This window comes from Thalassolituus pacificus (assembly GCF_025318105.1).
Taxonomy (GTDB): Bacteria; Pseudomonadota; Gammaproteobacteria; order Pseudomonadales; family Oceanobacteraceae; genus Venatoribacter; species Venatoribacter pacificus.
The window spans coordinates 359,520-381,949 of record NZ_JAOANI010000012.1; the positions used below are offsets into that span (position 1 = coordinate 359,520).

The following is a 22,430-nucleotide window of genomic DNA, read 5'->3' on the forward strand; positions in this document are numbered from 1 at the left end:
ACTGTAAATTTAACCAGTATTTAAGCACAGCTTATTGCCAGCGCCAACCCTTCTTTTTTAAGCGGCGGTGACCCGGCATCAATCAACACCGGATACGGCATCAGCAAGATAACCAGCGGCACAATCCCTGAACACCATGCACCACCGCCAGCGCGCGCACCTGCTCACGATTGCCGGGGAAATGGCAGCACTCGGTAATCTGATGCTCGTCGTTTCCCCAGGCAAACCAGACGGTGCCAACGGGTTTTTCGTCGGATCCACCACCGGGGCCGGCCACACCACTGACCGCCACCGCCAGGTCGCCCAGGCTATTATTGACCGCTCCCGCCACCATGGCGCGCACGGTCTCTTCACTAACCGCGCCGGTCTGTTCGATGACCAGCGGCGGCACACCCAGATAACGGATTTTAGCTTCGTTGGAATAGGTGACAAAACCACATTCAAACCACTGCGAACTGCCCGCCATATCCGTCAGCGCACTGGCGATACCGCCACCGGTACAGGACTCCGCGGTGACCAGCCGCAAGTTACGGCTTTGCAGTATTTCGGCCAGCACGGTAATGGAAGCATTCAGTTCAGGGCTCATTTCTGTATCCTCGCGGAATCACTTACAATCAGCTGTTTACATTAACACGCCCGTTTTTTAAGGACACTCGCCCGATGAGCCAGGCAACTGCCCAGCACACGCCAATGATGCAACAGTACTTCCGCATCAAAGCCGAATTTTCCGACACTCTCTTGTTCTATCGCATGGGCGATTTTTACGAATTATTTTACAGCGATGCCAAGCGTGCGGCGCAGTTACTCGACATCACCTTAACCGCGCGCGGTCAAAGTGGTGGTGAACCGATTCCAATGGCCGGCATTCCTTATCATGCCGCCGACAACTACATCGCCCGTCTGGTAAAGCAGGGCGTGTCCGTTGCTATTGCCGAGCAGATCGGTGATCCGGCGACCAGCAAAGGGCCGGTTGAGCGCAAAGTGGTGCGCGTGATTACACCGGGCACCCTGACCGATGAGGCGTTTCTGGATGAACGCTCGGATAACCTGCTGGTTGCCCTCTGCTCCGAACAGCAGCGTCATGGCTTAGCCGTATTGGAAATCAGCTCCGGGCGGTTCTCGGTATTGGAAGTCGACGGTGAAGATGCTCTTCTGGCCGAGGTCGAACGTCTGCGTCCGGCCGAATTATTACTCAATGAAGATCAGCGCCAGCCAAACGGAATGCGCGAACGTCAGGGGGCCAAATTACAGGCACCGTGGCACTTTGAATCAGACACCGCCTTCCGCCTGTTAACTCAACAACTAAAAACCCGCGACCTGCGCGGCTTTGGTTGTGAGCATATGACAGTCGCGATCCGTGCTGCCGGTGCGTTGCTCAATTACGCCCAGGAAACCCAGCGCAATAACCTGCCGCACATCCGCTCGCTGCAGATTGAGCAACCGGACGACGCCATTATTATCGACCCCGCCAGCCGCCGGAATCTGGAGATCGACATCAACCAGAAAGGTGACAGTCAGCACACCCTGGCCTGGATTATGGATAAAACCGCCACGGCGATGGGCAGCCGTTTGCTCAAGCGCTGGCTTAACCGCCCACTGCGCGAGCAGGCTTTACTGCAACAGCGGCAAGGGCTCATCGCCCAGCTTATTCAGCACTACGCCGCCGAAGAGTTGCACAGCAGCCTGAAACAGGTGGGTGATATTGAACGTATTTTATCGCGCGTGGCGCTGGGCTCTGCCCGTCCACGCGATCTGGCGCGGCTGCGCGATGCACTGACCATCGTACCGGATATCCGCCAGCAACTGACTCGTCTCGACAGCTCTCTGGCAGCACAATTGCTGGAGCGCGCACCGGAGTTTCCGCAGTGGGTTGAACGCCTGAGCAAAGCCATTATTGAAAATCCACCGGTGATTATCCGTGACGGCGGTGTCATTGCTGAAGGCTACGACAGCGAGCTGGACGAACTGCGCGCACTGAGCGAAAACGCCGGCGACTACCTGATCAAACTCGAAGAACAGGAAAAAGAACGCACCGGTATCAGCACCTTAAAAGTGGGCTACAACCGCGTACACGGCTATTACATCGAAATATCCAAAGCCCAGTCCGATGCTGCGCCGACCGAATATATCCGTCGTCAAACGCTGAAAAATGCCGAGCGTTTTATCACCCCGGAGCTGAAAACCTTTGAAGATAAAGCACTGAGCGCTAAAAGCCGCGCCTTAAGCCGTGAAAAAGCACTGTACGAGGAACTGGTGCAGGCCCTGGCCGAAGACCTGATTCCACTGCAGGTGTGTGCAGCGGCGTTGTCGGAACTGGATGTGATCTCCAACCTGGCCGAGCGCGCCGAAACCCTGCGCTTTGTGCAACCCCAGCTGGTCAGCGACTCGGTTGTGGACATCCAGCAGGGCCGCCACCCGGTAATTGAAAACCTGATCGTCGATCCTTTTGTGGCGAACGACACCTGCCTCGATGACCAGCAGAATATGCAGATCATTACCGGTCCGAACATGGGCGGTAAATCGACCTATATGCGTCAGGTTGCACTGATTGTCCTGCTGGCACACATCGGCAGCTACGTGCCCGCCGAACGCTGCACGCTCGGCCCGATCGACCGGATCTTTACCCGTATGGGTTCCTCCGATGATGTTGCCGGTGGCCGCTCAACCTTTATGGTGGAAATGACCGAAACCGCCAATATTCTGCACAACGCCACAGCACAGAGCCTGGTATTAATGGATGAAGTCGGGCGTGGGACCAGCACCTTCGATGGCCTGTCGCTGGCCTGGGCCAGCGCAGCCCATCTGGCGGAACACATCAACGCATTCACCCTGTTCGCCACGCACTACTTTGAAATGACCGCCCTGCCGGACAATCACAGCAACGTAGTAAACGTTCACCTGAAAGCGACCGAGCATGACGACCGTATTATCTTTATGCACTCGGTCGAGCAAGGGCCAGCCAGCCAGAGTTATGGTTTACAGGTGGCGCAACTGGCCGGCGTACCAGACTGCGTGATTCAACAGGCCAAAGCGCAACTGCTGCATCTGGAACAGAGTTCCGGGGTCAGCCCGACGGCACTGCCGCCATCATTCAGCAGCACCGGACAGAGCGCACCACAAGCCGCTCAAAGTACGGCTAACAAGGCCTCAGCCAAAGCGGATCACCCCTTGCAGAATGACCTGTTCGCGGTAATGCCATCGGCCGTCGAAGAGCGCCTTGCCGCCCTGAATCCAGATGAATTATCACCACGGGCAGCGCTGGAACTGATGTACGAACTGAAGACGCTGCTGTAAACGCAGCAGTCAGCTTATAGCCAGCCTGCGGAGTAAATTGGCTTCGTTAGAACCATTAGTCTGCAGGCTATAACCCATATTTCTATCGTGCGAACTTGCTCCGCTGCCCGCTCGTACCTAGAATGGCGGATTATTCAAACACCCGGAGGCTGGTATCCTTACCCGCCTGCCAAGAACCGGGGAACAGCGCCGATGATTTGCGAGATTAGGAGATACCCCAGATGACGTTCGTCGTTACTGATAACTGTGTGAAATGTAAGTACACCGACTGCGTGGAAGTCTGCCCGGTTGACTGTTTCTACGAAGGTCCGAATTTTCTGGTGATTCACCCGGACGAATGCATCGATTGCGCCCTGTGCGAGCCTGAGTGCCCGGCTGAGGCGATCTTCTCGGAAGATGAAGTACCCGCCGGTCAGGAGCAGTACATCGAACTGAACGCCGAACTGGCTGACGTATGGCCAAACATCAGCGAGAAAAAAGAATCGCTGCCGGATGCCGAAGAGTGGGATGGTGTTCCGGACAAGCTGCAGCACCTCGAGCGCTGAGTTTGCAGATCGACTGCACCGGCTGAATACCGGGCAATAAAAAAGCGGCCAATGGCCGCTTTTTTATTGCTGCTGTCTGGTGATTAAGCATCACCAAACAGAGTGGCTGCGTTCAGTCCCTGCTTTTCCATGATCTCACGCAGGCGTTTCAGCGCTTCAACCTGGATCTGACGCACACGTTCGCGGGTCAGGCCAATTTCGCGGCCTACATCTTCCAGCGTGCTGGTTTCATAACCGCGCAGACCAAAACGACGGGACAACACTTCACGCTGTTTTTCCGGCAACTCTTCGATCCAGCGATCAAGGTTGGCCTGAATATCCTGATTCTGCAGCTCCTCGCCCGGATCGGTAACACGATCATCGGCGATGGTATCAAGAATCGATTTGTCGGATGACGGTCCGAGTGGCGTGTCGATAGACGTTACACGCTCATTCAGTTTAAGCATGCGCTTTACATCTTCTACCGGTTTTTCCAGCAGGGCTGCGATCTCTTCTGCGCTTGGCTCATGATCAAGCTTTTGCGTCAGTTCGCGGGCAGCACGCAGATAAACATTCAGCTCTTTTACCACGTGAATCGGCAGACGGATGGTGCGGGTCTGATTCATGATGGCGCGTTCAATCGTCTGACGAATCCACCAGGTGGCATAGGTCGAGAAGCGGAAACCGCGTTCCGGATCAAACTTTTCTACGGCGCGGATCAGACCGAGGTTGCCCTCTTCAATCAGATCCAGCAGTGACAAGCCGCGGTTCACATAACGGCGTGAAATTTTAACCACCAGTCGCAGGTTACTTTCAATCATGCGACGGCGACCCATTTCATCACCCTTGCGGGCCAGACGTGCATAGTGCACTTCTTCTTCCGCAGACAGCAGTGGGGAAAACCCAATCTCATTGAGATACAACTGAGTAGCATCCATCGTTTTGTACGATGTATCGGCGGCAAAGCGTTCCGGAGTTTCTTCCGCTGAGTCCTGCTCAGATTCAGCATCTTCCACCAGCGCCAGCGCTTCTACATCATCAAAAACGTCTTCTTCGCGTAATTCTCGTTGTTGTACTGCCATATTCATTCCCGCCTTTGGTTATCGTCCTGAACCTGAACCGAAACAGGTTGTGTGCCAGAACGACTGATTATTTTTCGACCGCTCTACCCAGGTCGGCTGGGTAAGTATCTGAGCGGATCAACCGGCTTGCCGTTTCTTCGGATCTCAAAGTGAAGTTTCACTTTGTCGGTACCAGTAGATCCTATTTCGGCAATTTTCTGGCCAGCTTTAACGACTTCTTGTTCGCTGACCAGAATGCGGCTGGTGTGGGCGTAGGCGCTGAGGTAAGTATCGTTATGTTTGACGATGACTAAGTTGCCATAACCGCGTAAGCCCTGACCCGCGTAAACCACGGTTCCTGCCGCTGCTGCCAAAACAGATTCTCCCAAAGCACCGGCGATATCAATCCCCTTGTTTACGGGCTTTTTGGTTGAAAAATGACCAATCAAACGCCCGTTTACCGGCCATTTCCAGTCAGTATCGGCATTGTTGGCGCTTATTTTTGGCGGGTTATGACTTGTTTTCTTTGGCAGCTTAGCTGGGCTCTGAGTTTTTGGCAGCGGTTTTGACGGATTTTCGACGCTGGCTACAACGGGGGAAGAAGAGCGCTTAGTGATATTTCTGATGTCAATTTTTTGACCAGGGTAGATAACATAAGGGCTGGCTATTGAGTTAGCACTCGCCAACTCCCGGTAATCGATTCCATAACGCCACGCTATGGAAAACAGGGTCTCACCTCTTTCAACAAGATGGAAACCCGTCACGGTTTGTCCTTTACTGAACTTCTCTTCAACTGAGATGAATTCTCGGCCAGAAAGACACCCTGTTAATAGTGTAGCTATCGTGACTAATATGACAGTGGTCAGTGCTTTCATCGTCGTCCGTCGGTGGTTGTTTTTTGACACTCAAAAATGACAGCTTTTTGAGCCCTGCGGCGCGCCTGATTGTTTTTAACCAAAGACACTTAAAAATTAATTATTTATTCCAAACAAGTCTAAAAAAATCCAAGTTTTTATCAGATTTGCGGCTTATATACGGAACTCTACCCGTTCTCACAAAAAACCTGCATGGGTTACTTGCGAATTTTTGTTTTTAGTTAACACTTGTTCTCTCTGGGCGAACAAAAATTACTTCGCTGTTCCGGCGGCAAAGCGCTCCAGCCCAAGAACCAATAAAGCCCCTGCAGCCATTAAAACCAGCGCCAGTAATAAGGATATATCACTATCTGGCAGCACATTGCTCTGGATAAAAGGCACTTCCACACCCTGACTGTTCAGTCGGGAACTCAGGGTTTCTTTCCAGGGCCAGACTTTCAGTAAAGAACCGGCCATAAACCCCGTCAGCAGGGCAAACATGGCATCTTTATAATGATGCAGCAACCAACTGAGAAGGCGTGAGAAAGCCATCAGGCCAATCAGCGCACCAACCGCAAATGTACCCAGCAATTGGATATCCAGCTGTTTTACCGCACCCAACACCGGCTCATACAGCCCCATCAGCAGCAATATAAAGCTGCCGGAGATGCCTGGCAGGATCATCGCACAAATGGCAATACTGCCGGCCAGCAGGATGATGAGTGGTGTTGCCGTGACGGAGGTGGGTGACGCCGTACTGATAAACCCTGCCACAATAGCTCCGGCTGCTAATAAGGCCAGCTGTGGCAGGCCCCTGCGCTTAATCTCTTTGCCGATATGCCAGCAGGACGCCAGAATCAGACCGAAGAAGAAGGCCCATAACCACACCGGATAGTTCATCAGCAGGTAGTGAATGCCACGCGCCAGAGACAACAGAGCCAGCAGAATACCGCTTCCCAGTACCAGCAGAAACGTACCGTTAATGCTTTGCCAGAATGCGCGCGGGCCTTCTTTAAACAGGGTTTTCAGAGCATGAAGGTTGATGCTTTTAATGGAATCCAGCAGCTCGGTATAAATGCCGGTTACAAAGGCGATCGTGCCGCCGGAAACGCCGGGCACCACATCGGCAGCCCCCATTGCGATACCTTTGAGGAACAGCCAGAAGTGTTTCATCGCGTCTTTGTCCTTATAGATGAAGGGTTGTCAGTAAAATACAGAAGATCGCAGCGGCTAACGTTGTACACCGGGTAAAAAAGGCACAAAGCGCACGCTTTCGAGGGTTTTACGGCTGAAGTGTTCCCCGTGACGGGTAATCAGCACCAGTTTTTGCTCGTGTGTACCGACCGGCATTATCAGGCGACCGCCATCGGCGAGCTGCTGTAACAACGAATCGGGAACATCTTCAGGCGCGGCGGCGGCAAGAATGCCGTCGTAAAGGCCATGTTCAGGCCAGCCCCAGGTGCCATCGGAGAGTTTCAGGTGAACATTACGGTAATTGAGTTTTTGCAGACGCAGACGGGCCTTTTCGTGCAGTGGTTCAATACGCTCAACACTGAACAACTTGCCAACCAGCGGGCTGAGAATCGCGGTCTGGTAGCCTGAGCCGGTACCAATCTCCAGCACCCGGTTAAGCGGCCCGGCGGCGAGCAGAATTTCGGTCATGCGAGCCACGGTGTAGGGCTGGCTGATGGTCTGACCGTTGCCTATTGGCAGTGCAGTATCTTCATAAGCACGATGAGCGAGCGCTTCATCCACAAATAAATGACGCGGTGTCTGGGCAATAACCTCCAGCACCTCATCATTTTTAATACCCGCTTCGCGCAGACGCTGCACCAGGCGGTTGCGGGTACGTTGCGAAGTCATTCCTATGCCGGTCAGCTGCTGCTCGTTCACTCAGAGATCCTGCTCAATTCAGAAGCTCAGCCATCTGCTCCAGAGCAGTATGCTGAGTCATATCCATCTGGATTGGGGTGATGGAAACCTTCCCCTGTTCTATGGCGTGAAAATCGGTTCCCGGACCGGCATCGGCAACATCACCGGCGGCGGAAATCCAGTAACACTCTTTGCCGCGCGGGTTGGTGGTCAGTACCGGGTTATCAGAACGCTGACGATGACCCAGACGGGTAATTTCAAAGCCGTTCAGATCAGCGTAAGCTCGGTCCGGCACGTTAATGTTGATCACCGAGTTCGGCGGCAGACGCAGCTGCTCCAGCTTGGGCAACAGCTCCAGCAGCACCTGCGCGGCGGTCGCAAAGTGCTGTTTGCCGGTTAGGGATACCGCAATCGGTGTCTTTGCCAGAAAACGTCCTTCCATTGCCGCGGCAACGGTGCCGGAATACAGCACATCGTCGCCCAGATTCGCGCCGGCATTAATACCAGCGATCACCCGTTCACAACGGTCGGTATAAAAGGCGTTCACGCCCAGGTGTACACAGTCGGTCGGCGTACCATTGATACTGATAAAACCGTTTTCCAGATGCACCGGATGTAACGGCCGGTCGAGTGTCAGCGAGTTACTCGCGCCGCTGCGGTCACGATCGGGCGCAACCACCAGAACATCTCGCCCGGCATCGGTTAAGGCCTGAGCAAGGGTGCGCAGGCCGGGAGCGTGTACTCCATCATCATTCGACAGCATCAGCGTCATGCGCATTCACCCTCTCTGGTTCCTGTACCTGCATCAGTTCACGGATTACGGAGGTCGCATAATACCCGGCAGCCAATGAAAAGGTGAGCACTAAATCGGTGGTACCGGCGTCTTCCTGCCACTGCCAGCTGAGATTGGCAGGCAATGCGGCCAGAGCGCGGCGTTCCTGCTTCAGACCCGCATGCTCAAGGCCATCACAGAGTTCTGGCTGCTCGGCTGCAATGCGGGATTCCAGTGCTAAGGCATCGTCGCTGCTGTTCAGACGACCGCGGCCCCACAGTGGTCCGGTACTTAAACCGCTGTCGTCGGCGATATCACCGGCCAGCGTTTGTCCCCAGAGCCCGGCACGGATACGTTCAGCCAGCACATTGTTGAAAATCAGCGAGCGGATGGCGGACAGATAAATACTTTTCTTACCCGGATTACGCACACGGATTTCACCGGCCAGCATGGCGCGGCCGGATTCAATGTTGCCGCCACCATGACCAAAGCGCTGCTCACCAAAATAATTGGGCACCCCCAGCGCTTTAATCTGCGCCAGATTGCTTTCAATCAGCGCACGCTCACCCTGCACCTGACGCAGACAGATGGTAAAGCGGTTACCAAGCAGATCGCCGCGGCGCAGCTTTTTCGAATGACGGCTCTGGCTGAGTACTGTCATTTCGGCGTCATTCAACACGCTGAAATCCGGCGCTTCGACCCTTGGCAGATAAATACTGAACCACTGGCGGGTGACCGCGTTGCGGTCTTTCAGGCCGGCATAGCCGACATCCATTTCCTTAACTCCCGCATGGGCTGCCAGACGTTTGGCAATCCAGGCGGTGTTGGCCCCGTTCTTCTCAATATGCAGCCAGACGTGCTCGCCTTCACCACAGGGCAGTGCCTGGGGGATTTCTTCCACACAGAAGTCGTCATTCTGCTGTTTCAGTAAGGCGCTGGCGCCAGTGTCCGGGTAGGCCTTGGGCCAGTCAGGCAGGAGTGATGTTGTCAAAGGGCTCTCGTATATGTCTGTGTATTAAAAATTAGAATCAGCGGCCGGAGACCGTCAGTAAAGCGACCGCATGCACGGCAATGCCTTCTTTGCGCCCCACATAACCGAGCTTTTCGGTGGTGGTCGCTTTCACGTTGACATCATCCAGGCGCACGTTCAGGTCGGCGGCGATGCACTCGCGCATGCCCTGAATGTGCGGTGCCATTTTCGGGGCCTGGGCAATGATGGTGATGTCGACATTCCCCACCTGATACCCTTTGTCGTGAATCAGACCAACCACATGGCGCAGCAACATACGGCTGTCGGCACCGGCCCAGGCATCATCGGTATCGGGAAAATGCTGGCCAATATCGCCCAGCGCCGCAGCGCCCAGCAGCGCATCGGCCAGTGCATGCAAAGCCACGTCACCATCGGAATGGGCTTTCAGGCCGTGGCTGTGCGGAATCTGCACGCCGCCCAGTGTAATAAAGTCGCCGTCTTCAAAAGCGTGTACATCGAAGCCATGACCAATGCGCATAACAACTCTCGTTCAGGAATGTGGAGATAAAGAGGTGGATAAAAACAGTTCCGCCAGCGCCAGATCTTCACGCCGCGTCACTTTGATATTGTCGGAGCGGCCAGCCACCAGCAACGGCTGATAACCCTGCTGCTCCATCGCGGAAGCTTCATCGGTAACGCTCAGGTCCTGTGCCAGACAGGCGGTTAATGCCTGCTGCAAAGCGCCATAACGAAACACCTGTGGCGTTAGTGCATGCCACAGCTGCTCGCGCTCGACGGTATGATCAATCACCACGCAGCCGTCACGCAGTACACCACGCTTCATGGTGTCGCGGGTGGGCGACGCGAGAATGGCACCGGGATCGGCCAGTTGGCCCAGCAGTGCATCGAGGTCAGAGTGGCGTAAACACGGGCGTGCAATGTCATGCACCACCACCCAGTCCTGCTCTGTTGCAATGCCCTGCAGTGCGGCCAGACCGTTCAGTACCGAATCGCAGCGCTCACGCCCACCAGCGGCACGGATAATACGCTCGTCAGCGGCGTACTCGCTGTCCGGCCAATAAGGATCGTCGGCTGACAACACCAGCACCGCCTGTTCAAATGCGGGGTAACTGAGAATCGCATCCAGGGTGTAATCCAGCAGAAAGCGACCTTGTATAGGCAGATACTGCTTCGGCCGGTCGGCCTGCATACGGCTGCCAACCCCGGCGGCCGGCAGAACGGGAAAGTAACGCGGTGTGCTCATTTCTGTTTGCCGTCTGCAGGATCCACAAAGAGGATAAAGGTCTCGCCGTCGCGCACCAGCCCCAGATCTTCACGGGCTTTTTCTTCCAGCAACGCCTGCCCGTGACGCAGGTCTTCAACTTCAGCCAGCAAGGCGTCGTTTTCACTTTGCTGTACTTCATTGTCCTCGCGCAGCAAGGCGATACGCTGCTGCAACTGGCGGCTGGCGACCACGCCGCTATCATCCAGCCAGATACGGTATTGCAATACCAGCGACAAAAGTACCGGCAGTACAACCCATAACAACAGGCGAAGATGAGGCATAAGTTTGTCTGACATATCCGTTTCCCGGTAACTCTATCAACGACCGTCCCGACGACCCGTTCGACGGTCATACCGACCAGAATATCGGTAATCACTGAGACAGCGATAATATCTGTCTTTTCCTAACAAAAAACGGGCAATTAAGCCCGTTTTTCGTTAGCAGACCGTATTACTGGCCTTTGATCTCAGAGCGACCGTTGTACGGTGCTTTGTCACCCAGTTGCTCTTCAATGCGCAGCAGACGGTTGTACTTGGCAACACGATCAGAACGGCACAGAGAACCGGTTTTGATCTGACCAGCACAGGTACCTACCGCCAGATCGGCGATGGTGGTGTCTTCGGTTTCACCGGAACGATGAGAAATAACCGCCGTATAACCCGCGTCTTTCGCCATTTTGATCGCGTCCAGAGTTTCGGTCAGAGAACCGATCTGGTTGAACTTGATCAGGATAGAGTTGGCGATGTCTTTCTCGATGCCTTCTTTCAGAATCTTGGTGTTGGTTACGAACAGATCGTCACCCACCAGCTGCACTTTGGCACCCAGTTTTTCGGTCTGGTATTTCCAGCCAGCCCAATCCGATTCGTCCTGACCGTCTTCGATGGAAACGATTGGATATTCGTTGCACAGGTCGAACAGGTAATCGGAGAATTCTTCGGCGGTGAATACTTTGCCTTCACCTTTCAGATCGTACTTACCGTTTTTGTAGAATTCAGAAGATGCACAATCCAGAGCCAGCGTGATGTCTTTATCCAGCTCGTAACCGGCGTTGGCAACAGCCACTTTAATAGCGGCCAGCGCGTCGGCATTTGAGGCCAGGTTAGGGGCGAAACCACCTTCATCACCCACGGCGGTATTCAGGCCCTGAGCGCTCAGCACTTTTTTCAGGCTGTGGAAAATTTCAGCGCCGGCACGCAGTGCTTCAGCGAACGTCGGAGCGCCAACCGGCTGCACCATAAATTCCTGAATATCGACGTTGTTATCGGCGTGCTCACCACCGTTGATGATGTTCATCATCGGTACTGGCATAGAGTACTGGCCGGAGGTGCCGTTGATGTCAGCGATGTGTGCGTACAGTTCAACGCCTTTGGCCGCAGCCGCCGCTTTGGCAGCCGCCAGAGATACCGCCAGAATGGCGTTAGCGCCCAGTTTGGACTTATTTTCAGTACCGTCCAGTTCCAGCATTTTGTTGTCGAGTGCACGCTGATCGGTTGCGTCCATACCCAGCAGAGCGTTTTTGATCTCGCCGTTTACGTTAGCAACCGCGGTCAGAACACCTTTGCCCAAGTAACGGCTTTTGTCACCGTCACGCAGTTCCAGTGCTTCACGGGTACCGGTAGAAGCGCCACTTGGCGCACAAGCCGTACCGAAAAAACCGCCTTCCAGGGTAACGTCCGCTTCAATGGTCGGGTTACCACGGGAATCCAGCACTTCACGTGCTTTGATATCAACAATCTTTGCCATAGTTGGTTGTCTCCAGAAAACAGAGGCTTTCTATTTTGTAATTAATGGGAATCTTTGTAATCAAACGCCGCGGCAATAAAGGCCGAAAACAGGCCATGACCGTCACGCGGGGTTGAGGTAAATTCTGGGTGGAACTGACACCCGACAAACCATGGGTGATCCGGTACTTCGACCACTTCCACCAGCTCGCCATCAACCGAGCGACCGGCAATGCGCAGGCCGGCTTTTTCCAGCTCTGGCACCAGTGAAGAGTTCACTTCATAGCGGTGACGGTGACGTTCGGTAATCAATTCTTTGCCATAAGCTTTGGCGGTAGTCGTCTCTGCGGTCAGCACACATTCCTGGCCACCCAGGCGCATGGTGCCGCCGAGGTCGGAATCTTTGCTGCGGGTTTCGACATTACCGGACGCATCCTGCCATTCGGTAATCAGGCCGACCACCGGGTGCTTGGTGTCATTACTGAATTCAGTTGATTGCGCATCCGTCCAGCCCACCACGTTGCGGGCGAACTCGATCACAGCAACCTGCATACCCAGGCAAATACCCAGATAAGGGATTTTGTTTTCGCGGGCGTACTGAACCGTACGGATTTTGCCTTCTACGCCCCGGTTGCCGAAGCCGCCCGGAACCAGAATGGCATCAACGCCGGCCAGCACATCAACGCCTTTACGCTCAACGTCTTCAGCGTCGATATAGCGGATGTTCACTTTGGCTTTGTGGTGAATACCAGCGTGATCAATGGCTTCGATCAGCGACTTGTAAGCATCCAGCAGATCCATGTACTTACCGACCATGGCGATGGTAACGCTCTTCTCCGGGTTCAGCTTGGCATCCGCCACCGCATCCCACTCGGACAGATCCGCTTCGCCGCAGGTCAGGTCAAATTTTTCCACAATCAGATCATCCAGGCCGGCATCGTGCAGCATGCGAGGGATCTTGTAGATGGTATCGGCGTCTTCCAGCGGAATAACGGCACGCTCTTCAACGTTGGTGAACAGTGCAATTTTGCGCAGCGCAGAGGCATCAATTTTGTGGTCAGAGCGGCAGATCAGAACATCCGGCTGCAGACCAATGGTGCGCATTTCTTTAACAGAATGCTGGGTTGGCTTGGTTTTCGTCTCGCCCGCGGTAGCGATATACGGAACCAGAGTCAGGTGCAGCGACAGCGCGCGCTTGGAGCCCAGCTCGACTTTCATCTGACGCACAGCTTCCAGGAATGGCTGGGATTCGATATCACCAACGGTGCCGCCGATTTCTACCAGCGCGACATCAGAACCTTCAGCGCCTTCGAGTACACGACGTTTGATTTCGTCGGTGATGTGCGGAATAACCTGCACGGTACCACCCAGATAATCGCCACGGCGTTCTTTGGCCAGCACATCGGTATAGATACGACCGGTGGTAAAGTTATTACGGCGCGACATCGTAGTACGGATAAAGCGCTCGTAGTGGCCCAGGTCAAGGTCAGTTTCCGCACCATCGTTGGTTACGAAGACTTCGCCGTGCTGGAATGGGCTCATGGTGCCGGGATCGACGTTGATATACGGGTCCAGCTTGAGCATGGTGACCTTAAGGCCACGGGCTTCCAAAATGGCAGCCAGAGATGCAGAAGCGATGCCTTTCCCCAATGAAGAAACAACACCACCTGTGACGAAGATAAATCGTGTCATAGAAGGTCCGCGAGACAGAAATGAATACAAAACGGAAGGCGTAGAACCTTCGCTCAAGATGGGGGGGCAGAATACCAGAAGAGGCTATCCGGGTAAAATTAAAAGGCACTTTCCAGCAGCCATTTTTCTCTGTTAGTCTGGCGGCTTACACAGAGTGACCGGAAACCCCGGAATTTACCATGACACCAAGCCCACACGCCGTACTGACCAGCACGATAACCCAACACCGGTTTGTTGCCCCAGCCCTGCTGCGCAACCGTAAACTGTGGTGGCTATCTGCCTGTGCGGCCGTCGGGTTAACAGTCTGATTCTGAACTGATTACCCCACCGGCTGCGGATCTCCGTCGCCGGGAAGCCAATTCTGATACAAGCCCCCTCCGACCCCGACCGCAGCCTCTCTGACCATCCCGTTCCATTGATACCCGCAAGGAGAGAACCATGGCTGCCACCGAGCCCGCCACGCCATCACCCACAGCCGCCCCGGCAAACAGCATGGAGAACCCTGCCCGCTTCGGCCTGATGCTGGCGCTGTGCGCGGCATTTCTGTTTTCGACTAAGCCCATCATCATCAAATGGTTGTACGAGCTGGGTATGACCGCCCTGCCATTAATGTGGCTGCGTATGATGCTGGCGATGCCAGTCTATGTTGTTGTCGGCTGGCTGGCCTGGAAACGCCTGCCGCTAAAACTGACGGCGCTGCAGCTGTTAAAAGCCGCCGGCACCGGCCTGCTCGGCTACTGGCTGGCGTCCTATCTGGATTTGCGCGGGCTCGAGTATGTCAGCGCCCAGCTTGAGCGGCTGATGCTGTACGCCTACCCGACGCTGGTGATTATTCTGGGCGCGTTGTTTTTTGGTCAGACGTTTCAGCGCCACCATATTGTTGCGCTGATTCTGACCTACATTGGCCTGATACTGGTGTACGGACAGGATCTGCAGTTTGCCACCGACCATATCGCCACCACCAAAGGCACTTTGCTGATACTCGCCAGCGCCCTGTCGTTCTCGCTGTATATTCTGTTCAGCAAAAACGCCATCGGCAATATGGGCAGCCTGCTGTTTACCAGTATTGCGATGGGATCGGCGGCGCTGGCCACCATGCTGCATTACGGCATCAGTTATGGCGTCAGCCTGCCGGAAATGGACAGCACCCGCTGGCTGGGCACCATTGTACTGGCCATATTCGCCACCGTTGTGCCGTCGTTTTTAGTCAGCGAAGCGATTAAACGCATTGGCCCGGCGAAAACCAGCGTCAGCGGTACGATAGGCCCGGTCGCAACCACGTTAATGGCCATCGTCTTTCTGGGCGAACCCTTTGGTTGGCTGACCGCCGCCGGTATGGCGCTGGTGATGTTGGGTGTCAGCCGGCTGCAGCGTTAACAGGCATGCCGCATCAATAACAACAGGAAGTGTTATTGATGCGGCGACTGGCCCAGCACGACAAATAACCTGCGAAAGTGCGAACTGGCGTACAAATTACAAAATATTCCTTGTTGATTAGTAAATTATTTGCAAAATAGCCCGCTCTTAATCTTTACCAAGGACTGACATGAGAACGGACGCCCTTCTTTCTGTAGTATCCCTTTCTGTTTTATTAACGGCCTGTGGCGGCGGTGGCGGCGGAAGCAGCACCAGCAACACTGCACCAACCGTTGATGTTCTGACTGAAAACACCATCAGTGAAGACAACACACTGACCCTGCAAGTTACAGCAAGCGATGCCGATAATGACCCTCTGAGCTATGCCGTTTATCAGCAAGCCACTCACGGTGTTGCACTGCTGTCTTCGGGCTCACAGTTCCTCTACACCCCTGAGGCCAACTATAACGGCAATGACAGCTTTAAAATTGTCGTCAGAGCTGGTGAGCATGAAGTGATCCGTACGATCAATATCGCTATTGAAGCGGTTAACGATGCTCCGGTATTTAATACTCAAACGCTGACTTTTTCCGGCCGGGACAATCAAACACTCACCGGAACCATGAGCGCTACTGATGCCGAAGATGACACACTGACTTTCAGCCTGGTCTCCGGACAGTCGTTACCGACAGATGTTGAATTTAATATCAACAGCGACGGTACCTTCACCTACCAAAATAATGGCAGCAACAGTGCACAGGTGACTCTTCAGGTGAAAGTCACTGATGGCGTTGCAGATACGCAGACTGGTCTGAGCTTTACCACCCAAACCGACCCCCTGCTCACTCAGCAATGGCACCTGAAAAACACCGGGCAAAATGCATTTTCTGCCAGCAGCGGAACGGCTGGCCATGATATCAATATCGGCAATCTGCATATTGATGGCACAACAGGTAACGGCGTTAAAGTTGCCGTAGTGGATTCCGGCCTGGAAATTGGCCACGAAGATCTTACCGATAACGTGCTGGTCGGGCGCTCTTACGACTACGCCAACAACGATACCGACCCAACCCCAGATGCTCCTGCGGATAGCAGCGGCGATCACGGAACCTCTGTCGCCGGTTTAATTGCTGCCAAAGGCTTCAATGATATCGGTGGACGTGGTGTTGCTCCCAATGCCAGCCTGCTCGGCTTTAACTGGCTGGAAACACAAGATTTCGTTGAATGGCAACAAAACCATGGTGGTAATCAGACCAGCGATGTGCAGATTATTAACCAGAGTTATGGCGCCAACATTTCTGGCCCGAAGAACTTTTTTACCGTTAGTAACGGCGCTGCAGAGTCTCATCTGAAAACCGTTCAAAGCACAAATAATGCTGGCAAAGGGATTGTTATGCTGAAGTCGGCGGGCAATTCGTTTCAGGTTGTTGATACTCAAATGACCATTTTAGGCAATGATATTGATGCCGTCGCGACAGAATATTGGAATGATGATACAGCGCCACGTTTAAGCGCCAATATCGCTGGTGTTGAACCAGAAGCTTCCAGTTTTTATCAGACGGTTATTTCTGCCGTAAATGCTGATGCTGCCAATCCGCTGTCATCTTACTCAAGCGTTGGCGCTTCCGTATGGGTCTCGGCACCCGGTGGCGAATACGGCAGCAGCTCTCCGGCAATGATCACCACCGACCTGACCGGCTGCAGCCGTGGCTATGCCAAAACCGGCAAGACTGGTTTTAACGGCAATACCAGCCAGAATGATAATTGTAACTATACCTCTACCTTCAACGGTACATCGTCAGCAGCCCCCGTTGCCTCTGGTGTTGCGGCATTAATACTGGAAGCAAACAGCAACCTGAGCTGGCGTGATGTCCGTCATATTATGGCGACTACCGCGAAGAAAATTGACGCTGGTTTTACCCCGATTGAAATTACCAATGATGCAGAGACCTTTGTTGCCGAGCCGGGCTGGCTGACCAACGCTGCCGGTTACCATTTTCATAACTGGTACGGCTTCGGTATGGTCGATGCAACAGCGGCCGTTGCAATGGCCAAAGATTCTGCTTACGTTGCACTGCCTGCCGTCAGCGAAACGGCCTTTATCGTCCCAGCCGATATCAGCGCTGTTACCATTCCCGAAGGTAATACCGGTGCCAGTAAAACCATTAGTGTCAGCGATGACCTGACCGTTGAATCCGTACAGATTAAAATCAGCGCCATCCATGGCCGTGATGCCGATCTCGCCATTGAGCTGACATCGCCTGCCGGCACCAAATCCATGCTTCTGCAACCGCGCAGCCTGCTGGTGATGGATCAGGATGACAGCACAGCAGCAGACTTTAACGATACCGTACTGCTTTCCAATGCTTTCTACGGTGAAAGCTCGCAGGGCACCTGGACGGTGAAAGTAACCGATACCAATAACGGTGATTTCATATTTTATGTTCACCGGGCCAACGTAGGTGATTGGGTGTTTTACGATTCACCGAATAACAGCATACCCGGTACCCTGAACAGCGTATCCCTGCGTATTTACGGACACTGATTTAAGGAAGATATGATGAAGAATATGATTAAAAATGCAGTATTCGCCACCCTGGTATTTACCTGCACAGCACAGGCAGAAGTGAAAGTTCAGTATCTGGCCATGAGCAAAAGCCCGGAACCGCTGACCGAAAAAAACAGTACCGTTCAGGCTCAGGACAACAGCAATCTGCAAGCTGACACCAACATTGTGGTGGTAAGCGGCGGTAAGCGCTTTTCTCCACTGGTTTCTTCTGTGGGTACAATGAGCAGCGGGCAAAAAACCGGCTTATACAAAGGCCAATTAATGCAGGCCGAAAATAAACGCACTACCGGAAAAATCACCGGTGCCATTATGGTTAAAACCTCCGTTACCGCACTGAATATTCAGGGTGCCAGCGAAACCCGTTTTGGCAGCGACTACATTTTGCTCAGCTTTGACGACTCAACCGAGCTGTTGACCGCACTTGAGCAGCTGAAAAAGCGCAGCGATGTTGAATCTGCCGAGCTGGAAATCAACACCAAGCGTTACGTTCCGAAGTAATTTAACGCGAGTAAAAAAGCCAGCATCTGCTGGCTTTTTTTATTTCAGAGTTGAAAAAAGAGAACTTTAAACATTACCTCTTAAGCGGCAGTAAAATCTTTTTCGCCTCCGCCACCACGGCGCTGCGTAAGCTTTTCAGTAATGAACTTTCGGTCTGCCAGTAATGCCAATACAAAGGCACATCCAGATGATAGCCCGGCACCACATCGCGTAATTCGCCCGACTTAATATGCTCCGCCACCTGTACCTGCGGAATCATTCCGTAACCGATACCGGCCAAAGCCATACGCACAAAACCACCGGATGATGGACATTGATGCGTGCGCTGTGGTTCAGCATGTTCAGGCGAAACACTTTGTAAAAAACGATGTTGCAAACGATCGTCACCGCTGAAAATTAAACAGGGTACCTGGGCAATATGTTGTTGATTTCGTTTCAGCTGATGGCGTTGGATAAACTCAGGGCTCGCCAGCGCACGATACCGCATCACCCCCAGGGGTTGACTCAGACCGCCATTCACCGGGGCCGCCGTGGCACAAATGCAGGCCATCACCTCGCCGTTACGCATACGTTTAAGACCGACATCCTGATCCTCAACAACAAAATCAAAATCCATCTGCACATAATCATCGCAGCGCAATAATGCGGGTGCCAGCCAGGTATCCAGCGTATCGGCATTCACCGCCAGTCGGATTTTTACCGATTCTGCGCTTTCCTGCGGCAGCAACAGTCCCTGCTCCAGCTGCTGCACCTGCTGCAGATGATTGGTCAGGCGCTGGCCAAGATCGGTCAGCCTTGGTGGCGAGGTGCGCAACAATACCGGCTGCCCCAGACGAAATTCCAGCTGGCGGATACGCTGGCTCACCGCCGACTGGCTGACGTTCAACCGCTGTGCTGCCCGCTCAAAACCACGGCATTCAAGTACGGCCACCAGAGCTTCCAGAGCACGATAATCCATCATAAGAACACCTTATATCTCATAAGATTTATTACTTGGACTGATAATAAGCAAAAGCTTATTGTGCGCGCCATCACTTTATAAAAGCTTTCGGGAAACCATCGTGGAACACCTGCCCATCTACCTGACTTCAATGCTTACCGGTTTTGCCGTGACCATGGGCTTAATTGTTGCCATCGGCGCTCAGAATGCCTGGGTGCTGAATAAATGCCTGCGCAATGAAAACCCGCGCGCAGTCGCAGCCGTCTGTATCAGTCTGGATACGTTACTGATTTTTACCGGTGTGTTTTTTATGCACTACGTGCAGGATCTGATACCGGCACTGGTACCATTATTTACCTGGTTTGCCGTCGGCCTTTTGCTGTGGCTGGCATTACAGGCTTTTATCCGGGCATGGGGAAATCAGGGCGGTGCCTTAGTCGCCGCCGGTGCAGCCAGTACCGAAAGCGCCTGGCGCAGCGCCGGTCAGGCGATGCTTATTTCGCTGATTAATCCGCATGTCTATCTGGATACCGTCGTATTAATCGGCAGCGTAGGCGCACGTCAGGAATTACCACTGCTGTTTGCACTCGGCGCATCCTTTGCGTCTTTCCTGTGGTTTTCTACGCTGGTGCTGGGCGCAAAAAAACTGCGGACTCATCTGAGCTCGCCGCAACAGTGGCGGATATTCGACAGTGTAATTGGTGTTGTGATGTTGCTGGTTGCAGGCTCTCTGGTCAGCCATCAGTTTGGATAAACACGAATAACAAGCCCGCACTCACTGTCACCTTTAAGCGTTTGGACAATGTTTCAGCACCGATATTGAGTTCTATACCGTTTCACGGATACACCGAAAAGAACATCAGAAATCAGCCAACGTCTGAAGAAATCGGCTTAAATGTTCAAAACGCAGATAACGAAGCAGTGCGATTTTTAAAAAAAACCTCCTATTGTTTGTCGTTAACAAAGGGGTTACCGACTCCAATAAAAGTGGATTTTCGCTGAGTAATCATGCGAGTTGGTACACCTTGAGGCGCTAAATTTTCCATAATAAAGTCGATAAACCGCCTACTCGCCAGACTCACGAAGCGCCGCGACGGATACGCTAAATAGCACTCTCCCTGATGGGCGCTCGTCTCAGGAAATAAGGCCACCAGACTGCCATTGGCAACATACTCCGCGGTTACTTCCGACGGTAAATAGGCTATGCCACGCCCCCGCAATACAGACTCAGCGACAACATCCAGGTTGTTAGTGCAGAAGTTACCACGCACTTTAACCCTTTCATTTTCACCCACGACTATCTCGTTAAACACCCGACCATTGGATACACGAAACAGGATCACATTATGCTGTTCAATCTCGGATAGCGTAGCCGGCATACCCTTGCGGGCCAAATAATCCGGGCTCGCGTAAAAACGCAGATCAGTCTGAAAGATGGGCCTGAGAACAAAGTGTTCCAATGCTTCAATGGCGGGTTCAATCACAAATGCCACATCGACATTATGCTTCACGATGTCCATCACTTCTGATGTGCTGATCACCTCGACTTTGAGCTTAGGGTGTAAATCCATAAAGCGATAAATGGCATCCATTAATTGCATCATGCCGGGTATTGGAAACAATTGAATGCGTAAATGGCCGCTGATCTCTGCATCATCATTGGTCATTTCAAATAATGTTTCATCAAGTTGGGCCAGAATATCTTGCGAGCGCTGATAAAAATGACTGCCCGCAGATGTGAGTGTCATTGCCCGGCTCTGACGATGAAACAGTTTGATATTTAGCTCTTCCTCTAAAATTTGTAGCCTGCGGCTTACTGTTGATTTGGGCAGGTTAAGTAAGTCCGCTGCATCCATCACACTGCCTGTTTCAACGATACGGTGAAACAAGGCTAAGTCTTCAGTTTTCATCAGTTACCTCAATAACATGGCGTGCACATCTGGCACCTTGCGTACTTCATTGTGATCTCATTTACCGTTGTACAGTGATCTGCAATGCGATCAAACCCAAATGATGGGACTGACAATCCAAAACAATCCCATTTAATGAAACCAGAAACACGTTATCTTCACAGCAGTTATTGTCGAAAAATTGTTGTTCACAGGATAATCCTCATGAAAACTCATCTCGCGTTACCGCTAACGCTCGCTGCTGCAGTCATCATCAGCGGCTGCACACCCGCTGAAAGTGCCATGCAGACGCCTACCATCCGTCCTGTTAAGCTTTTTGAAGTCAGTGCTAGCGGCGCAGAATACTTTCGCACCTTCCCGGCCAAAGTCTCGGCCAACAACCGCGCCGAATTGTCCTTTCGTATTACGGGCCAGCTAACAGAGTTGGCACTGATTGAAGGTCAGCGGGTCACCGAAGGCAGCTTACTGGCAGCACTCGATGACAGAGATGCCAAAAATAACCTGATGACCCGTGAAGCCGAACACGATCTACTGGCAGCGGATTATCAGCGTAAAGCTGAACTGCTCAGGCGCAAACTGATTTCTCAGTCCGATTTTGATAGTACCCAGGCCCAACTTAAATCGGCCAAAGCCGCGCTAGCGGCTGCGAAAGATCAACTGAGCTATACCCGCATAACAGCGCCGTTCAGTGGCACCATCGCCAAGCGCTTAGTGGAAAACCATCAAATAGTAAAAGCAAACCAAGGGATTTTAACGCTACAAAATAACAACTTACTCGATGTCAGCATTCAAGTACCTGAATCGATGGCGGCGGGAATAAACTATTACATTCAACAAAAACAATTTAACGCAAAGGTTCGATTTACGGCGCTGGCTCACCTTGATTTTGATGCAAAATTTAAAGAATATTCCACCCAGGTAACACCGGGCACTCAGGCATACGAAGTGGTATTTTCACTTCCACAACCAGACAATATTCAGCTGCTGCCAGGGATGAGTGCCGAGCTGACACTCGCTCTTGTTAAAGACGCCGAATTCATATACTAACCGCGACACTTTTTCAAAATAAGAAGGTGAGCTGTAAGATTCGCTCTTTTTCACTCCCGCCAAGA

At 52.9% G+C, this 22,430-nt stretch carries 21 protein-coding genes; 7 read left to right on the plus strand and 14 right to left on the minus strand.

Annotated elements, in window-relative coordinates; genetic code table 11:
* Window positions 1-100: 100 nt before the first annotated feature.
* Window positions 101-586 carry a CinA family protein gene (locus NYR02_RS04640; RefSeq protein ID WP_260975226.1) on the minus strand — a complete coding sequence of 162 codons (486 nt, stop codon included), beginning with the start codon at window positions 584-586 and terminating at the stop codon, window positions 101-103.
* A gap of 74 nt (window positions 587-660) precedes the next feature.
* Here NYR02_RS04640 and mutS point away from each other — a divergent pair, with 74 nt between their 5' ends.
* Window positions 661-3,294, plus strand: coding sequence for a DNA mismatch repair protein MutS (gene mutS, locus NYR02_RS04645; RefSeq protein WP_260975227.1), 2,634 nt, complete (start codon window positions 661-663; stop codon window positions 3,292-3,294).
* A 221-nt stretch (window positions 3,295-3,515) separates the two neighbouring features.
* The gene (gene fdxA / locus NYR02_RS04650; protein WP_260975228.1) at window positions 3,516-3,839 is read left to right on the plus strand and encodes a ferredoxin FdxA; all 324 of its coding nucleotides are present in this window, start codon (window positions 3,516-3,518) and stop codon (window positions 3,837-3,839) included.
* An 83-nt stretch (window positions 3,840-3,922) separates the two neighbouring features.
* Here the strand turns inward: fdxA and rpoS are convergent, their stop codons facing one another.
* From rpoS to NYR02_RS04705, 11 genes are all read right to left on the minus strand, one after another.
* The gene (gene rpoS / locus NYR02_RS04655; protein ID WP_260975229.1) at window positions 3,923-4,900 is read right to left on the minus strand and encodes an RNA polymerase sigma factor RpoS; all 978 of its coding nucleotides are present in this window, start codon (window positions 4,898-4,900) and stop codon (window positions 3,923-3,925) included.
* An 83-nt stretch (window positions 4,901-4,983) separates the two neighbouring features.
* A complete protein-coding gene (locus NYR02_RS04660; protein ID WP_260975230.1) occupies window positions 4,984-5,754 on the minus strand; it encodes a peptidoglycan DD-metalloendopeptidase family protein in 771 nt (256 codons plus the stop codon).
* A gap of 252 nt (window positions 5,755-6,006) precedes the next feature.
* The gene (locus NYR02_RS04665) at window positions 6,007-6,906 is read right to left on the minus strand and encodes a DUF368 domain-containing protein (protein WP_260975231.1); all 900 of its coding nucleotides are present in this window, start codon (window positions 6,904-6,906) and stop codon (window positions 6,007-6,009) included.
* 57 nt (window positions 6,907-6,963) lie between these two features.
* Entirely contained in the window at window positions 6,964-7,596 is a 633-nt protein-coding gene (locus tag NYR02_RS04670) for a protein-L-isoaspartate(D-aspartate) O-methyltransferase (RefSeq protein ID WP_260975248.1), read from the minus strand.
* 43 nt (window positions 7,597-7,639) lie between these two features.
* On the minus strand, window positions 7,640-8,377 hold the full coding sequence (gene surE / locus NYR02_RS04675; RefSeq protein WP_260975249.1) for a 5'/3'-nucleotidase SurE: 738 nt from the start codon (window positions 8,375-8,377) through the stop codon (window positions 7,640-7,642).
* Window positions 8,355-9,368, minus strand: a complete 1,014-nt coding sequence (gene truD, locus NYR02_RS04680) for a tRNA pseudouridine(13) synthase TruD (RefSeq protein ID WP_260975232.1) — start codon at window positions 9,366-9,368, stop codon at window positions 8,355-8,357. The genes surE and truD overlap by 23 nt, the downstream gene beginning before the upstream one ends.
* A gap of 37 nt (window positions 9,369-9,405) precedes the next feature.
* On the minus strand, window positions 9,406-9,885 hold the full coding sequence (gene ispF, locus NYR02_RS04685; protein WP_260975233.1) for a 2-C-methyl-D-erythritol 2,4-cyclodiphosphate synthase: 480 nt from the start codon (window positions 9,883-9,885) through the stop codon (window positions 9,406-9,408).
* 12 nt (window positions 9,886-9,897) lie between these two features.
* Entirely contained in the window at window positions 9,898-10,611 is a 714-nt protein-coding gene (gene ispD / locus NYR02_RS04690; RefSeq protein ID WP_260975234.1) for a 2-C-methyl-D-erythritol 4-phosphate cytidylyltransferase, read from the minus strand.
* Window positions 10,608-10,928 (minus strand): FtsB family cell division protein, encoded by a 321-nt coding sequence (locus tag NYR02_RS04695; protein ID WP_260975235.1) that lies wholly within the window; start codon window positions 10,926-10,928, stop codon window positions 10,608-10,610. Before NYR02_RS04695 ends, ispD begins: the two co-directional genes overlap by 4 nt.
* A gap of 154 nt (window positions 10,929-11,082) precedes the next feature.
* A complete protein-coding gene (eno, locus tag NYR02_RS04700) occupies window positions 11,083-12,375 on the minus strand; it encodes a phosphopyruvate hydratase (RefSeq protein ID WP_260975236.1) in 1,293 nt (430 codons plus the stop codon).
* Window positions 12,376-12,416: 41 nt separating this feature from the next.
* Window positions 12,417-14,045 (minus strand): CTP synthase, encoded by a 1,629-nt coding sequence (locus tag NYR02_RS04705; RefSeq protein ID WP_260975237.1) that lies wholly within the window; start codon window positions 14,043-14,045, stop codon window positions 12,417-12,419.
* Window positions 14,046-14,483: 438 nt separating this feature from the next.
* Between NYR02_RS04705 and NYR02_RS04710 the strand changes: the two genes are divergently transcribed.
* From NYR02_RS04710 to NYR02_RS04720, 3 genes are all read left to right on the plus strand, one after another.
* Complete coding sequence (locus NYR02_RS04710) at window positions 14,484-15,422, plus strand: DMT family transporter (protein ID WP_260975238.1); 939 nt, start codon at window positions 14,484-14,486, stop codon at window positions 15,420-15,422.
* Between the two features lie 169 nt (window positions 15,423-15,591).
* Complete coding sequence (locus tag NYR02_RS04715) at window positions 15,592-17,946, plus strand: S8 family serine peptidase (RefSeq protein WP_260975239.1); 2,355 nt, start codon at window positions 15,592-15,594, stop codon at window positions 17,944-17,946.
* Window positions 17,947-17,958: 12 nt separating this feature from the next.
* On the plus strand, window positions 17,959-18,468 hold the full coding sequence (locus NYR02_RS04720) for a hypothetical protein (protein WP_260975240.1): 510 nt from the start codon (window positions 17,959-17,961) through the stop codon (window positions 18,466-18,468).
* 73 nt (window positions 18,469-18,541) lie between these two features.
* Here the strand turns inward: NYR02_RS04720 and NYR02_RS04725 are convergent, their stop codons facing one another.
* Window positions 18,542-19,429 (minus strand): LysR family transcriptional regulator ArgP, encoded by an 888-nt coding sequence (locus NYR02_RS04725; RefSeq protein WP_270049490.1) that lies wholly within the window; start codon window positions 19,427-19,429, stop codon window positions 18,542-18,544.
* A 100-nt stretch (window positions 19,430-19,529) separates the two neighbouring features.
* Here NYR02_RS04725 and NYR02_RS04730 point away from each other — a divergent pair, with 100 nt between their 5' ends.
* Window positions 19,530-20,162, plus strand: coding sequence for a LysE/ArgO family amino acid transporter (locus NYR02_RS04730; RefSeq protein WP_260975241.1), 633 nt, complete (start codon window positions 19,530-19,532; stop codon window positions 20,160-20,162).
* Between the two features lie 190 nt (window positions 20,163-20,352).
* On the opposite strand, the gene NYR02_RS04735 is transcribed toward NYR02_RS04730, so the two are convergent.
* On the minus strand, window positions 20,353-21,318 hold the full coding sequence (locus NYR02_RS04735) for a LysR family transcriptional regulator (protein WP_260975242.1): 966 nt from the start codon (window positions 21,316-21,318) through the stop codon (window positions 20,353-20,355).
* A gap of 204 nt (window positions 21,319-21,522) precedes the next feature.
* Between NYR02_RS04735 and NYR02_RS04740 the strand changes: the two genes are divergently transcribed.
* Entirely contained in the window at window positions 21,523-22,365 is an 843-nt protein-coding gene (locus NYR02_RS04740; RefSeq protein WP_260975243.1) for an efflux RND transporter periplasmic adaptor subunit, read from the plus strand.
* Window positions 22,366-22,430 lie beyond the last annotated feature (65 nt).